This is a genomic window from Companilactobacillus mishanensis, from assembly GCF_003946505.1.
In the GTDB taxonomy this organism is placed as follows: Bacteria; Bacillota; Bacilli; order Lactobacillales; family Lactobacillaceae; genus Companilactobacillus; species Companilactobacillus mishanensis.
Genome location: NZ_RHON01000016.1, coordinates 1 through 14,628 on the forward strand (window position 1 = coordinate 1; position 14,628 = coordinate 14,628).

Here is a 14,628-nt window from a genome sequence, read left to right on the forward strand (position 1 = left end):
TAGTTGACCTCCGTAAATGTTGTTCTAGACAAACTTCATTTTACGCTGTCTCTGATGAGTCAGTTTTTATTTATAAAAGGTGTTGCACTTAGAGTGTAAATTCAAGGGATTAAAAAAAAGAAACCCACAATTTAGTGAGTTTCTCATGGGGCCTTTGGATACGACCATTAATAGATTGGTTCCTATTTTCGTTTGATTTTATGAAGAAGTCAAACTTAATAATTTATACTTCTTTTATGATTCTTTTCATCAATTCAAGTCAATTGCTGTTCACTTTTAAAAGTGTTATTATTTTTCTTTGTCTCAGTCGAAAACATTTAGGTAATGTAAAAAAATAGACAAACTAGTCATCAGTGTCTTATTCTTGTTGTGAACTACTCGGCACTAAAGTGCCAAGCTTCTAGGAACACATGACTTGCCGTTGGATATTTCAGCCCTTCAGTATTGGTCATCGCTATTTTACTAGGGCTTGTTCCAAGCCTTTTAACAGAATATTTTTGCTTGCATTAATATCTCTGTCATTATTTATATTACAGTTTGGACACGTCCATTGTCTTACTTTCAACTCATGCGTACCGTCATCATACCCACACTCAGAACAGAACTGACTTGTTTTAAATGGATCTACAACTATCAATTTTTTTCTGTACCATTCACATTTGTACTCAAGCATTTGTCTAACCATTCGCCATGATTGATTAGCAATCGCCAGAGAAAGTTTGTGGTTCTTGAGCAGGTCTTTAGTTTTTAAATCCTCAATTGTGATAACGTCGTAGTCTTTTACAAGTTGAATTGTAATCTTATGTAGATAGTCTTTCCGTTGATTGGATATTTTTTCTGAATATTTGGCAACCATAATTCTAGCATTACCAACATTCTTGTAATCATTCAAGTCTTTCGGCTCAACAAGACCAAACTTCTTTGTCTTAGCTCGATCCTTGATTGCAAGAAGTCTTCTTCTGGCAAGCTTCCGTTCCCAAAAACGTTTCTTTTTAGCTAGGATCTTATCAAAACGAATTGTTTTATACTTTCTCGAATCGGAAGTAATGATTAAATCCGCTACTCCCATATCGAGCCCGACCTTAGCTTGTGTTTTATTGAATACTTGGTTTTCGCCTTCAACTAATAACACCGCATAATATTTTCCGGCTGGACTTTTACGGATGGTTACTGATTTAATCACTTCGGGTATAGACTTACCACACTTAAATTTCATCTCACCAAGTTTAGGCAACTTTATGTGAGAATCATCAATTTGTTTGATATTGTTATTCACACAAATTGATCGGTAGCTTTGACGTGGATATTTACGACTTTTAAATTTTGGATAGCCCGTGTGTTCTTTAAAGAACTTTTTAAATGCCTCAGAAAGGTCTTTACTAACACATTGTAAACTTGTGCTTTCAACTTCTTTTAAGTACGGATATTCCTTCTTAAGAAGAGATAAAAGAATATTCATATCAAATCTAGTGACAAACTCACAATCTGGGTTATTCTCATATCTTTCTTTATGCATAGCTAGCATTAAATTCCAAACTTTACGAACACATCCAAAGTTAGATTCTAATTTGTCTATCTGATATTCAGTAGGATATATTCGAAGTTTGATTCCCTTTAATGCCATTGTATATGTTATCCACCTTTCTGTTATAATGTTGTTAAATTATACCAGAGTTGGAGATACATATGTTAGTAAAAGGTCGTACAAAAGTATATGATTTTAATTTTCATTTGGTATGGGTAACAAAGTACCGTAAGGCAATATTCTCTACTAATCGGACTAGAAATGACATGAAGAAAATATTAATAGGTATAGCAGAAAAATACGGTGTTGAAGTCAATAACATCGAAGTTTTACCAGATCACGTTCATATGATGATAAGCTTTCCGCCAGATATGACACCTTCTTCAATTGTAAAATCATTGAAGGGAACATCTGCAAGAATGTGGTTTAAGAAATATCCAGATACAAAAAAGCAGCTTTGGGGTGGACACCTTTGGTCATCTAGCTATTTCATGAGTACATTAGGCAATGTATCTAAAGAAATCGTCAATCAATATATCAACTCCCAAATGGACAAATACAATGGTGGCAAACCGACCGGTAAAAGCTAAGTTATTCAAGACGTTGATTCATCTCGACAATAAATTACCAAGTTGTCTCAACTATCAACTTTTATAAAATGTATCTAGATACAAAAAAACCAGAGATGAATTCATCTCTGGTTAAGTAAAATGTTATGGGTGGTCAGGGGATCGAACCCTGGACCCACGGATTAAGAGTCCGTTGCTCTGCCAGCTGAGCTAACCACCCAAAATGATTTCTCAATCAACGAGTTATATAATATCATAAATAACAAATTGAGAGCAAGACTTTTTTTATTAAAAATCAGTTTTTTAAGGTTTAATTTAGCTGATTTTGTTTTAATGTACCAGTACTAGTATAATTGACTGAGTCAAGGAGAGTAAATTATGGCCAAAAAGATTTTAGTAGTAGACGATGAAAAACCTATTTCAGATATTGTTAAATATAATTTGGAAAATGAAGGATACGAAGTGATCACAGCTTTTGACGGACAAGAAGCTCTTGAAAAAGTTGACTCTGAAAATCCCGACTTGATTCTTCTTGATTTGATGTTGCCAGTTATCGATGGACTTGAAGTTGCCCGTACAGTTAGAAAAACTAAAGACACACCAATTATTATGTTAACTGCCAAGGATACAGAAATCGATAAAGTTATTGGATTGGAACTTGGTGCCGATGATTATGTTACCAAGCCATTCTCTAACCGTGAGTTAGTTGCCCGTGTTAAGGCACGTTTAAGAACTCAACGTGAAGCACCAGCAGAAGAAAATAAAAATAGTGAAATTCAAATTGGTGATTTAACAATTTTACCTGAAGCATATACAGTTACGAAAAATGGTAAGGGAATAGAATTAACACACCGTGAGTTTGACCTTTTATATTATTTAGCTCAACACATCGGTCAAGTTATGAAGCGTGAACACTTGCTCCAAACTGTTTGGGGTTATGATTATTTCGGTGATGTTAGAACAGTGGATGTTACTGTTAGACGTCTACGTGAGAAAATCGAAAATAATCCAAGTCAACCGGAATGGTTGATGACACGACGTGGAGTAGGATATTACCTAAGAAATCCTGATGCTGATTCAAATCTATAATCAGATCAAAAAGAGCACAATTTCGACAAATTCGAAATTGTGCTCTTTTGTTTATTTTCTCCAACCGTTTGGTTCGTTTGTTGTTGGTGCTGAGTATTGAGCAAAAGTACCTAATAAATTACTGTTGGCATCATAAACATCGCCATTAGCTTTGACGATACGTTCGGGATCATTTTCGATCACGGATGAACTTACATGATAACCGTCATTTTGAAGGACAGCTTTGTATTGGCCTGTGTATCTTGAGAATCCCAATGAATGTTCGATCAGACTAGCAGCGTCATCTGGTGTGTTGATAATATTGTTGGGAGTTGGAGCGTTGTTAGTCGTCGTACTAGCATTTTGTGTGGAACTAGTATTTGCTTGAGTTCCAGCTGCATTACTAGAACCTTGAGTTGAGCTGTTAGTGTTCTTCTTCTTATCAGCTGAGTCAGAGTCAGAAGTTTTCTTCTCTGATTTTTCTTTGTGTGATTTTGAAGTACTAGATTTTTCAGTTTTAGTACTCTTATCAGTAGAAGAATCTTTGGCGTTGTTACTTCCGCAAGCTGTAAGAGAAAGTAATACGAGGGCGATTGATGCGATAGCACCGATTTGTTTGTAAATTTTCATAATCAATTCACTCCTATATGAACTAGTATTTGCAAAAACAGTTGTTTAAATCTAACTTTAAGTTTAAGACTAGTTAAATATAACAAGAATGTTACAGTTTGTATACAATTATTTTACGATATACAAAATTTGAAGAATTGGATAAGAAAATATTGATAATCAGTGTCGGAGATTACTGCCTGATTTTTTGTTACAATGAGGTGCAGTATAATAGAACTTAGTTTGAATTTTATAGGTGGAAAATATTGAAAAAGCGATTTGCATTTTTACATTCAATTAATTTTAAAATAGCTTTGTCATTCATTCTAATTTTGATTTTTACAATTGAAATTATTGGGGCTTATTTTGTTCGTCAACTTGAGGAATGGAACGTATCACAGTTTGAAAGTAATTTGGTCGTTCCAGTCTATGCGATGAACCGAATTTCTGAGAATTTGAATGATAATGATAAAAATACCAGAAAGAATATCAATACCACGATTCAGGACTTTGCCCGTAACAATTCTGACATCACTGATATTCAAGTTGTCGATCGTAATGGAGTAATTGTCGGTACGAAAGATGCCGACAGATCAGCCATTATTGGTCGTCGAACTTTGAAGGAAAATATAAAACAAGGTATAAGTACCAATAAGAAAATAACTCAAATTTATTATGATAAAAACTTGGGGAGTTCATATGAATCGATAACTCCGGTATCGTCGCCCGACAATAGTACAGTTGTCGGGGCCATTTATGTCAAAGCAAGTATGGAATCAGTTTATCAAGGAATAAGCACAATTATTGTTATCTTCCTTACTGCATCCCTAGTTGCCGGATTATTGGGTGCCATTATTGCCATCTTTATTTCTCGAGCGATCACGCGACCTATTGGTGAAATGAAACAGCAAGCTGTTCGAATGGCCGAAGGTGACTATTCTGGTCAAGTTCGTGTTTATTCACCTGATGAATTGGGACAACTTGCAATGGCCGTCAACGATCTATCTGTCAAAGTTGAAGAGGCGACTGAGAATTCGGAGTCTGAACGAAGGCGTTTGGATAGTGTGCTTACGCAAATGTCAGATGGAGTTATTGCCACTAACAGACTAGGTAATATTACGGTCATTAATGAAATGGCCCGTGAATATTTGAATAAAACCGAAGAAGAAGCCAATGGTGCTCAGTTAGTAGATATCTTGGGGATCGGTGATAATACTAGTTTTGACGAATTACTAGAGAATCCTGAACCAATGATCATCGAAACTACAGATTTCTCAGATGATGAAGAAGATTATGACGAAAATGATGACAACTCATTGATCTTGAATGCTGATTTCTCATTGATCCAAAGAAATAGTGGTTTTATCAGTGGTATGGTCTGCGTTCTACATGATGTTACTGAACAACAAAAAATCGATAGTGAGCGTCGTCAATTCGTTTCCAATGTTTCTCATGAGTTGAGAACTCCGTTGACAAGTATCAGTAGTTATATTGATGCATTGAATAATGGGGCTTGGAAAGATCAAAAACTAGCTCCACAATTTTTGAATGTTACAGCTGAAGAGACTGATCGTATGATTCGTATGATCCAAGATTTACTCAACCTTTCACGTATGGACCAGGGTCGTTCAAAATTGGACAAAGAGTTAGTTAACTTTAATGAGTTCTTCTCATATATATTGGATCGTTTCGACATGATGCTGAAGAAAGAAAAAGCTGATGCCAAGGAAGACGATACCAAAGTCGTTAAGAATTACCGCATCAAGCGTATCTTTACGAATAAGGATCTATGGGTCGAGATCGATACCGATAAGATGACTCAAGTGGTCGATAATATTATGAATAATGCCATCAAGTATTCTCCAGATGGTGGTGTCATAACTTGTCGTTTGTTAGAAACCAACAAGCATATTATTATTAGTGTTTCTGATGAGGGACTTGGTATTCCACGTAAGGATATCAAGAAAGTCTTCGATAGATTCTATCGTATTGACAAAGCTCGTTCTAGAAAACAGGGTGGTACTGGTTTAGGGTTGTCAATTTCTAAGGAAATCGTTGAACAACATAAAGGTAGAATTTGGGTAAATAGTGCCGAAGGCAGAGGCTCAACATTCTACATTTCCCTACCATTCAATCCAAATGAGACAGGAGGAGAATGGGATGAAATTTAGCCGACTAATAATACAAATTTTTCTAGTCGTAGCCGTAGTTACTAGTTTGATCTTGTCATTCTTCATCTGGACTAATACGGCCCGTTACCAACGTGGACGTGATGTGGATGTTTCGACAAGTGATGTTGATAAAAATAAAATTCCGATCGACCAAGTGATCAGTCCCACTCAAGTTATTTGGCAAGATGGAAAAGATCAACGTTTGATCTATAACAATGAAGATAATATTTCGATGAACATTCAAAAGATTATCAAGAATTGGGAATTTGATAATTTTAAGCGCGTCTTCACAAAAGATGGAGCTAGATATCAAAGAATGATCCAACGTAAGAATGCAATTCAATTAGTTTATCCAACTAATATATCCTCTCAAACTTTGGGATATTTAATTGGCGATAAAGAAATGCAGAAGTCGCCAGACAATCGTTTCAATAGAATTATCTTTACCGTTAATAATAGTAAGGATAATTACATTTATCTTGGAAACGACAGTACATATAGTGTTTATCGTGCCAAAGTAAGTAATGCTTCGTCTGCACCAATTTTGAAATTAGCTAGAAAGTCTAATATTGATCTACCAGTTAGATTTCAAATGATGAAGCATGGTATCGTGACATTCTATACTGAGCCAATCAAATTGAAGACTTACTCATATGTTTTGAATGAAAAGCAAGATTCTGAGTATACAACTAGTTTGTTTGATACAGACAGCTCAGATATTGTTACATCAACCGATGGTAATATTTATTCTTATAATGTTGGAGAGTCAAAACGACTCGTTTCCGATCATGCTAAAGGTGAATTGACGTTCTCGGATTACACGGACACATCAGTTCCTAAAGATTGGTTGACATTCTTCCAGCGTGGATACAAGAAAGCAACTAATATTCAGAGTTCTGTTTCTAACTTGCGTTTGTATAATGCTAATTGGAAAGAAAAGACACTTATTTATCGTGAGTATGTTGAAGGATTTCCTATCTTTAAGAAGAGTGAGTTCGGTTCGATAAAGATTTCATTCAGTAGAAATGGTTCCTCGGAGTCATTCTTGAACAAAGTCTTGGAAGTCCCAGTCCCTTCTGATCAAAACAGTGTCACATTGAAATCAACTACTAGTATCATGAAGTCTTTGGAGACAGCAGGTTATTCTCCAAATGATGTTCAGAAACTAGAAATAGGGTATCAATGGACTAATGAGGAAGACCAGAACGACGTAGTTGATTTGGAACCAACTTATTACATCAAGATAAACGATCATTGGCGTTCATTTGAAAATTGGACCAACGAATCAGCAGAGGAGGAATAGTAAATGGACTTTCGAAGAATTGAAATAATTTTCTTAGTTGTTTTTCTATCATTAGATGCCTTTTTGCTAGTATCCTTCCATAACAGTCAACAAGTAATTTCCAATAGTACTTCTGGTGTAACATCGACCGTGACCGATATGAGAAAACGGAATATCAGTTTTGGAAAACTAGACAAAACTACTGGTAATGCTTATTATTTGGGAGCACAGCCAGATAATGTTTTGGCTTCAAATATCAGTCAATTACGTGGTCAGGAAGTTCAATATAATCAGACGACTCATAAGATCACGAGTACTTTGACTGATCCAATTTCAATCACAAGCAGTAATAAAGTAACTAAGTTAGATAAGTTTTTGAAAAATAAGACTAATATTATTAAGGGAAAAGCTTACGAGTACGCACCTCAACTCTCTAGTAAAACCTCGATCGTATATGCCGAGACTAGTGATTTAGGTGATATGTATGATAAAACTGGACAAATTGTTTTTTCAGTAGCAAATAATCGTGTTATCAGTTACACTCAGACGTACGTGAACAACTTGCAGATTTTACATGAAAAGCAAGCTACCAAGAGTGAACGTGATGTGATCACGACTTTGTATAGCAATTCTGAAATTCCTAATAATTCCAAAATATCATACGCAAATATGGCATACACGAAGCTTTTGACAGCTAAGAATAGTACGATTTATATCCCTGTTTGGTTCATCACGATCCACAATAAGGATAGTAAAGTCGATACCATCAAAAAGGTAAATGCGTTTACCGGGAACATAATTAAGACATCAACAAATGGAGACGATTATAGTAATGAGTGAAGATAGTTTAAAGGTCAGTGTCCTGGCAAGTAGCAGTTCAGGTAATGTTACTTACATTGAGACACCAAAGCATCATGTGTTAGTTGATGCGGGGATGTCAGGCAAGAAAATCAAAGAGTCACTCGAGAGTATTGGTAAAGATATCAATACGATCGATTCACTTTTTGTGACCCATGAACATTCTGATCACATTAAAGGTGTCGGTGTTTTGGCACGAAGATATGATTTAAACGTTTATGCAAATGAGAAGACTTGGGATGCAATGTTGCCCAAAATCGGCAAAGTTCCCGAAGACCAGATGAATGTGTTCGAGCATAATAAAGTTATGACACTGGATGATTTGGATATCCAAAGTTTTGCGGTATCTCACGATGCTGCTGATCCACAATTTTATAAATTCCATCATAATGGCAAAGATTTCGTCATTTTGACAGATACTGGATACGTTTCTGATCGAGTTGAACAAACCATCAAAAATGCTGATGGATATTTATTGGAATGTAATCACGATGTTGAAATGTTGCGTAATGGATTTTATCCATGGCCATTGAAACAGCGTATTCTCAGTGAAAAAGGCCATCTTTCTAACGATGATGGTGCAGATGCATTGATGGATATTTTGGGTAATAGAACTAAACAGATTTATTTAGGTCACTTGAGTCCAGAAAACAATACCAAGACAGTTGCCCATACAGCAGTAGCTGACATCTTGGAGAAAAACGATTTTGGAGTAGGTAGTGATTTCTTGATTCATGATACTGATCCAAAAATTGCCGACCCTTTGATTTCTCTATAAAGTTGAATAGAAGTATAATTGACATGATATGAGTATCATGTCAATTTTTGTATCTGAAACGTGCAACAAAAAGCTGCAACCTCCGTTTAGCTACGAAACTCAAAGGATTGATAATGCCAATCATTTGGGTTTCTAGGCTATACTCGGTGGCAAACCGCCTATTTGTCGCACTCTTTTGTAACAAGAACAAATTTATCAAAATAGCTTCATAATTTTTTCAAATTTTATGAGTATAGTATAAATATAGTTTTGAATGGGAAGGTGAGTATTGGTTATGGACGGAAATAACAACAACGATAATCAAACTAGAAATGATAAACAACACACTGAGGCCTCTAATAAAAAGGCACGTAAGTCTCTTTTTAAGACAGCTATCGTAGCCTTCGTTTCTGCATTACTTGGTGTAGGGATCGCATACGCTGGATTTACGCATATGGGTACAAGCAATGTTCCTGATACAGCTTCAGATGGGCAAGCGGGCACAACTGAAGTAAGTAATACAAAGGCAAATACATCAAGTACGATGTCAAAGGCATACAACAAAGTTGATAATGCTGTTGTTTCAGTAGTAAATTTACAAAAGCAAAAACAAAATAGTTCAGATGGTGATCTTTCATCGATATTCGGCGATTTGTTCGGTGACAGTGGAAGTGGAAGTAGTGACGGAAATTCTTCCTCAAATGGAAATTCTGACAACTCTCAAGGGACTGACGGAACTGGAGGTTCTTCTGATAACTCTGGATCCAATTCTTCAGGTTCTTCGTCAGATTCCAACAAGTTACAAGAATATAGCGAAGGCTCTGGTGTTATTTATGCCAAGAACAACGGTAAAGGATATATCGTAACTAATAACCACGTTGTTTCAGGCTCAGATTCTCTAGAAATCATTCTAAAGAACGGTACAAAATTAACTGGTAAATTAGTTGGTAGCGATGCAACTACTGACTTGGCAGTTATCGAAATTGACGGAAGTAAAGTTCCAGCCACTGCCGTATTTGGTAACTCAGATAACGTATCACCAGGTGATCCTGTAATCGCCATTGGTTCACCTTTAGGTAGCCAATATGCTACAACAGTTACACAAGGTATTATTTCAGCTACAAACAGAACTGTGGATACACAAGATCAAACAACTGGACAAACTACCGGTCAAGCAACGGTTCTTCAAACAGATGCCGCCATTAATCCTGGTAATTCAGGTGGACCATTAGTTAACTCAGTTGGTGAAATCGTTGGTATCAACTCAATGAAATTAGCATCGAATACTGATGGCTCATCAGTTGAAGGTATGGGTTTTGCTATACCAAGTAATGAAGTTGTTAAAATAATCAATGAATTGATCAAGAATGGTAAGGTCGAAAGACCTGCATTAGGCGTTCGAGTGATCGATCTGGATCAAGTTTCGGATACATCACAGGATTCGTTGAAGTTGCCAAAGAGCGTAACAAAGGGTGTTGTTATCTACAGTGCAAATAATGATTCAGTTGCTAAAAAGGCTGGATTGAAGAAGAATGATGTTATTGTTTCACTAGGTGGCAAGTCGATTAGTTCGGTTGCTGACCTGCACAATGAATTATATTCACACAAAGTTGGCGATACTGTTACTTTGAAGTATTACCGTGATGGTGATTTAAAGACAACAAAAGTTCATTTAACACAAAAAACTACAGAATAAATTAATAACGTGAAACTGTTGCATAACAGTTTCACGTTTTTTTGTTAACATTAGTGGTCAATATAAAAGATATCTTTCGGTTTTTCAGCAACTGAATGTACCTGAGTTATTAACAGGTGTGGATAACTTGTGGAAAAGTGGAAGAAATTCAAATTTTATACTGTAGATAAAGTTATCCACAATCCACAGAAAAGCTGTTCATAACTTTTGAAATAAATTTAGAAAAAGGCTTACAATCCCCGACTTGATGGTGTTTCACGACGTGGATAAAAATACACAAACTTTTCTGAAGGTGTGTATAAATGGTGGACAAAGAAGTTTCGGCTTTTTAAATAACATTTGGCAAGTTGCGAACAGTCGATTATTATTGATACAAGGAGATTCTTATGAATATTAAATTTGTAACTGTGGGTAAATTGAAAGAAAAGTATTTAAAAGCCGGAATTGCTGAATATAGCAAGCGTTTGAGCGCGTTTTGTAAGTTCCAAATCGTTGAATGCGCAGACGAAAAGGCACCTGAAAATCTCAGTGATGCTCAAGATCAACATGTTAAAGAGGTCGAAGGAGAACGGATTCTAGATAAGATCAAAGACAAGGAATACGTCATCTTATTGGATTTGAAGGGGAAAGAACTTACTTCTGAAGAGTTGGCTAAAAAAGTGGACGACTTATCCACATATGGAACCAGCGATATAACATTTATTATTGGTGGCTCACTTGGTGTCAGTCCTGAGGTCAAGAAGCGAGCAGACTATAGCATTTGCTTTGGAAAATTCACCTTGCCACATCAATTGATGAGACTAGTTTTAACCGAGCAGATATATCGCTCATTTATGATCAATAACCATCGTACGTACCACAAATAGGGGATAATTATGGATACTAAAAGGCAATTAGCAACTACTTTAAAGGAACTGATGTTGATAGTTCCTGTGGATAAAATAACTATCAATCAGCTGACAAAACGTGCAGGTGTTGCCAGGAATACTTTTTATTATCATTTTGACGATATCAATGGACTACTAGAATGGATATTTGCCATCGAAATCGTGGAACAACTGGGAACATATAAGAAACAAAAAAACTGGCAAAATGGTTTTGATGTTCTATTGAACTACATCTATGAAAATCGAAAATTTTGTTTAAACACGTTTAAGTCAACCAATCGTGATCTGTTGGAACATTTTTTGTATCGATTGGCATTCGATATGGTGGCAGGTGTAGTCACGGATCTACATCCAGAATGTCCTCAAAATTTATCGGATGAAATTAGTAATTTCTATGGTAGAGCACTGAGCAGCCAGGTCGTCCAATGGTTGATTTCAGATATGCGTGAATCTAAACAAGAATTCCGCAGCCGTATGGGTAGGATGTTAAGCGGGACTATAGATCATATTATTAAACACAATAGCTGATTTGATTGGACAAACCCATCGGATTAACCATATTAAACCCCGTGGTAAGCGGTTACAATTGAGTTGTGAAAAAGATTACTAACCTACTCGGGGGTGTTGATAATGTTCTTATTTCAAAATATTACTGGGGCAGATTGGTTAATGTGGGTGGCAATTATTGCTGCTCTGATGCTACTTAACGAAGCTGCTCGTGCAAATAAATGGGTCGGTCTAGCTTTATTTGTAGCCGTACCTATTATCTTGACGATATTCGTTTGGCCAAACACAGCTGGCGCTGGAAGTAGTACTGGTACCTGGTTCCATTGGGTAAAAGTATATTCAGCTCTAGCCGGGTGTTTAGGCTTCATGGCTCTGAGATTTATACCAAAACTCGAGCATAATAAATGGATGCTGCTTTTCCCACCGATTATTTTATCGGTAAACATTCTGGAAGCTGTTATTCGTGATTTCCAAGTTACAGGGATGCACGGAATGGTCGATGGCGTGTTTATGAACGGTGGAGCTTGGAACATCATGAATGGTGTTGCAGGTATCATCAATATCATTACTATCACAGGTTGGATGGGAATCATCGTCAGCCGTGACAAGCAAAAAGATATGATTTGGCCTGACCAAATTTGGCCATGGATCATTGCTTACGACTTATGGAACTTCGCTTATGTATATAACTGTGTTGGTGACCACTCATTCTACGCAGGAGCTGCTTTATTGCTTTCATGTACATTTGCCGCATTCTTCATCAAGAAAGGCTCATGGCTACAAGCACGTGCTCAAACACTAGCATTCTGGATGATGTTCACGATGAGTGTTCCAGCATTCGTAACAGATTCACAATTCTCCGTACAAAGTACACATAGCAGTGCCGCATTGATGACAGTTAGTGCACTTGCATTAGCAGCCAACGTCGGTGTTCTGATTCTTCATATCTATCGTGTAGTCAAATTCCGCAGAAATCCTCTCAAGGATTCAGTATACGCAGGTACAAAGGCTCACGATCAAGTAGTTGCTGACAATATCCAAAAGGATAAAATGCCACCAGACCTTAATCTCAAAGGTGGAAACAACTCAACAGCTAAAACAGTTTAATCAAGTATAAATAAAAAGTCGGAAATTATTTTCCGACTTTTTTGGTATTTCATTACCATTAAAATTTTCTTACATTGTATTTATATAGTCATAATATAACCAAATCTTTAATACAATATTCAATGATTGTAAAATGTGATTTTTATCCAAGTTAAGGGGTTAAATATGACGAATAAGAGAATCGTATATATTGACTACCTTAAGATTTTAGCCATGCTGGGAGTTGTTATGTCACATTCTTTGGCCCAAGGGTTGAACAAAGATATGTTCTCATTCAATTGGCATGTGGGAAACTTTTTCTTAGGGCTAGTCTCACCGGCCGTCGGGATATTCTTTATGGTAAGTGGAGCATTGATCTTATCCAGTCCCAGGACCTATGATTTAAAATATTTATTTTCACATCGAATTGTCAGACTAATAGTTCCTTTTCTTATTTGGTCTGCAATTTCAATAACCGTATTCATGTACATGGATGGTAACGCATCACTGTGGTTTTTGGTAAACAAGATGTTGTTGCTATATCACCAAATGCCAATAATTGCATTCTGGTTCTTGTATCCATTGATAGGATTTTATTTACTATCACCAATTTTGAAAACAATCGTTGATCGAACCGATACAAAGATATTGGATTACGCCATAATTTTGTGGTTCGTAACGAATATGTTGTTGCCATTTATAGCCGCAATGTTACCAAAGGAAATAGGAGTATATTTCAAAGCAAGTAGTGTCTCAAACTTCTTCATGTTAGGGCAGTCACTGGGATATTTCTTATTAGGATATCGATTGACATTAGCACCAATACATAAAAATACATTACATTTAAACGTCATCGCAACAATTCTGTTGTTGTTGATCACAGTGATTTTGAATTTTGAAAATAATTTGTATCACATCAATATTCCAGTAATAGGATATGTACCATCAGTTTTCTCAATGTTGTTTGCAATGGAGATTTTCTTGACCTTTAGAAAAATAGATTTCTATCATCAGATTTCCAGATTAAAACGACATTATTTCACTTTGTTATCAAAAATGTCGTATGGAGTTTATCTGACACACGGAATAGTAGTAGAAGTTTTGAACAGAGTTTTGAAGATAGATGGTTTCTTCTGGGTATTCTTGATAACTTCAGTTGTTTGTATTTTGTTTACATACATAGTTAGTCGGATACCTAAAGTTCGATTTATTTTGTTTGGAATGGACTAGCTTTTGATTTCCGCCCTCCGGTAAAATTATGAGGTGGGTTGGAACGGCAAGAGTTAAAATTTTGATTTCCGTCCTCCGGTAAAATTATGTGGTGGGTTGGAACGCCATGATTTAAAATTTTGCCATAGTGCGGTCAAAATTTATAAATTTGTTGTAATCTCGGCCTTTGCCGAATGAACGTACGTCGCCCTTGGCGTGTGCGCAACCGTCTGAAATGTTGGCTACGCCAACGAACGAATCAAGGAAGACGGCTTAACCACCACATAATCTTACCTACGGACTAAATAGTAGGTAATATTTTTATAGCTTGAATTTACAAGTCAACTGGAACACTTTTCTTTAAAAACCTCGAAAGTAGATTTCCAACCGAATATCTTTTTTGG

At 36.2% G+C, this 14,628-nt stretch carries 13 protein-coding genes and 1 tRNA gene; 11 read left to right on the plus strand and 3 right to left on the minus strand.

Going from position 1 to position 14,628, the window contains the following annotated elements; all coding sequences use genetic code 11:
• Positions 1 to 454 precede the first annotated feature (454 nt).
• Positions 455 to 1,624, minus strand: a complete 1,170-nt coding sequence (locus EKM63_RS10740; RefSeq protein WP_125706523.1) for an RNA-guided endonuclease TnpB family protein — start codon at positions 1,622 to 1,624, stop codon at positions 455 to 457.
• A 62-nt stretch (positions 1,625 to 1,686) separates the two neighbouring features.
• On the opposite strand from EKM63_RS10740, the gene tnpA reads away from it, so the two are divergent.
• On the plus strand, positions 1,687 to 2,115 hold the full coding sequence (gene tnpA, locus EKM63_RS10745; protein ID WP_125706525.1) for an IS200/IS605 family transposase: 429 nt from the start codon (positions 1,687 to 1,689) through the stop codon (positions 2,113 to 2,115).
• A gap of 126 nt (positions 2,116 to 2,241) precedes the next feature.
• Here tnpA and EKM63_RS10750 read toward each other — a convergent pair.
• Positions 2,242 to 2,314: transfer RNA gene (locus EKM63_RS10750), tRNA-Lys, on the minus strand.
• Positions 2,315 to 2,472: 158 nt separating this feature from the next.
• Here EKM63_RS10750 and yycF point away from each other — a divergent pair.
• Positions 2,473 to 3,183, plus strand: a complete 711-nt coding sequence (yycF, locus tag EKM63_RS10755) for a response regulator YycF (protein WP_125706527.1) — start codon at positions 2,473 to 2,475, stop codon at positions 3,181 to 3,183.
• Between the two features lie 51 nt (positions 3,184 to 3,234).
• Here the strand turns inward: yycF and EKM63_RS10760 are convergent, their stop codons facing one another.
• Positions 3,235 to 3,792, minus strand: a complete 558-nt coding sequence (locus tag EKM63_RS10760; protein ID WP_125706529.1) for a hypothetical protein — start codon at positions 3,790 to 3,792, stop codon at positions 3,235 to 3,237.
• 245 nt (positions 3,793 to 4,037) lie between these two features.
• Between EKM63_RS10760 and walK the strand changes: the two genes are divergently transcribed.
• The 9 genes from walK to EKM63_RS10805 all read left to right on the plus strand — a co-directional run bounded on the left by walK (position 4,038) and on the right by EKM63_RS10805 (position 14,245).
• A complete protein-coding gene (walK, locus tag EKM63_RS10765) occupies positions 4,038 to 5,942 on the plus strand; it encodes a cell wall metabolism sensor histidine kinase WalK (protein ID WP_125706531.1) in 1,905 nt (634 codons plus the stop codon).
• Entirely contained in the window at positions 5,932 to 7,245 is a 1,314-nt protein-coding gene (locus EKM63_RS10770) for a YycH family regulatory protein (RefSeq protein ID WP_125706533.1), read from the plus strand. Before walK ends, EKM63_RS10770 begins: the two co-directional genes overlap by 11 nt.
• A 3-nt stretch (positions 7,246 to 7,248) precedes the next feature.
• Complete coding sequence (locus tag EKM63_RS10775; RefSeq protein WP_125706535.1) at positions 7,249 to 8,064, plus strand: two-component system regulatory protein YycI; 816 nt, start codon at positions 7,249 to 7,251, stop codon at positions 8,062 to 8,064.
• On the plus strand, positions 8,057 to 8,860 hold the full coding sequence (locus EKM63_RS10780; protein ID WP_125706537.1) for an MBL fold metallo-hydrolase: 804 nt from the start codon (positions 8,057 to 8,059) through the stop codon (positions 8,858 to 8,860). Before EKM63_RS10775 ends, EKM63_RS10780 begins: the two co-directional genes overlap by 8 nt.
• A gap of 274 nt (positions 8,861 to 9,134) precedes the next feature.
• Positions 9,135 to 10,535: a S1C family serine protease gene (locus tag EKM63_RS10785; RefSeq protein WP_125706539.1), complete on the plus strand. Its 1,401-nt coding sequence runs from the start codon at positions 9,135 to 9,137 to the stop codon at positions 10,533 to 10,535.
• A 386-nt stretch (positions 10,536 to 10,921) separates the two neighbouring features.
• Positions 10,922 to 11,401 (plus strand): 23S rRNA (pseudouridine(1915)-N(3))-methyltransferase RlmH, encoded by a 480-nt coding sequence (rlmH, locus tag EKM63_RS10790; protein WP_125706541.1) that lies wholly within the window; start codon positions 10,922 to 10,924, stop codon positions 11,399 to 11,401.
• Positions 11,402 to 11,410: 9 nt separating this feature from the next.
• Positions 11,411 to 11,950: a TetR/AcrR family transcriptional regulator gene (locus EKM63_RS10795; RefSeq protein ID WP_125706543.1), complete on the plus strand. Its 540-nt coding sequence runs from the start codon at positions 11,411 to 11,413 to the stop codon at positions 11,948 to 11,950.
• A 102-nt stretch (positions 11,951 to 12,052) separates the two neighbouring features.
• Positions 12,053 to 13,036 carry a DUF5692 family protein gene (locus EKM63_RS10800; protein ID WP_125706545.1) on the plus strand — a complete coding sequence of 328 codons (984 nt, stop codon included), beginning with the start codon at positions 12,053 to 12,055 and terminating at the stop codon, positions 13,034 to 13,036.
• A gap of 165 nt (positions 13,037 to 13,201) precedes the next feature.
• Positions 13,202 to 14,245 carry an acyltransferase gene (locus EKM63_RS10805; protein WP_125706547.1) on the plus strand — a complete coding sequence of 348 codons (1,044 nt, stop codon included), beginning with the start codon at positions 13,202 to 13,204 and terminating at the stop codon, positions 14,243 to 14,245.
• Positions 14,246 to 14,628 lie beyond the last annotated feature (383 nt).

Coding starts and splice junctions, on each gene's coding strand:
- EKM63_RS10795 (WP_125706543.1), top strand. CDS start 11,411: ATGGATACTAAAAGGCAATTAGCAACTACTTTAAAGGAACTGATGTTG.
- EKM63_RS10770 (WP_125706533.1), top strand. CDS start 5,932: ATGAAATTTAGCCGACTAATAATACAAATTTTTCTAGTCGTAGCCGTA.
- EKM63_RS10805 (WP_125706547.1), top strand. CDS start 13,202: ATGACGAATAAGAGAATCGTATATATTGACTACCTTAAGATTTTAGCC.
- EKM63_RS10785 (WP_125706539.1), top strand. CDS start 9,135: ATGGACGGAAATAACAACAACGATAATCAAACTAGAAATGATAAACAA.
- tnpA (WP_125706525.1), top strand. CDS start 1,687: ATGTTAGTAAAAGGTCGTACAAAAGTATATGATTTTAATTTTCATTTG.
- EKM63_RS10800 (WP_125706545.1), top strand. CDS start 12,053: ATGTTCTTATTTCAAAATATTACTGGGGCAGATTGGTTAATGTGGGTG.
- yycF (WP_125706527.1), top strand. CDS start 2,473: ATGGCCAAAAAGATTTTAGTAGTAGACGATGAAAAACCTATTTCAGAT.
- EKM63_RS10760 (WP_125706529.1), bottom strand. CDS start 3,792: ATGAAAATTTACAAACAAATCGGTGCTATCGCATCAATCGCCCTCGTA.
- EKM63_RS10740 (WP_125706523.1), bottom strand. CDS start 1,624: ATGGCATTAAAGGGAATCAAACTTCGAATATATCCTACTGAATATCAG.
- EKM63_RS10780 (WP_125706537.1), top strand. CDS start 8,057: ATGAGTGAAGATAGTTTAAAGGTCAGTGTCCTGGCAAGTAGCAGTTCA.
- rlmH (WP_125706541.1), top strand. CDS start 10,922: ATGAATATTAAATTTGTAACTGTGGGTAAATTGAAAGAAAAGTATTTA.
- EKM63_RS10775 (WP_125706535.1), top strand. CDS start 7,249: ATGGACTTTCGAAGAATTGAAATAATTTTCTTAGTTGTTTTTCTATCA.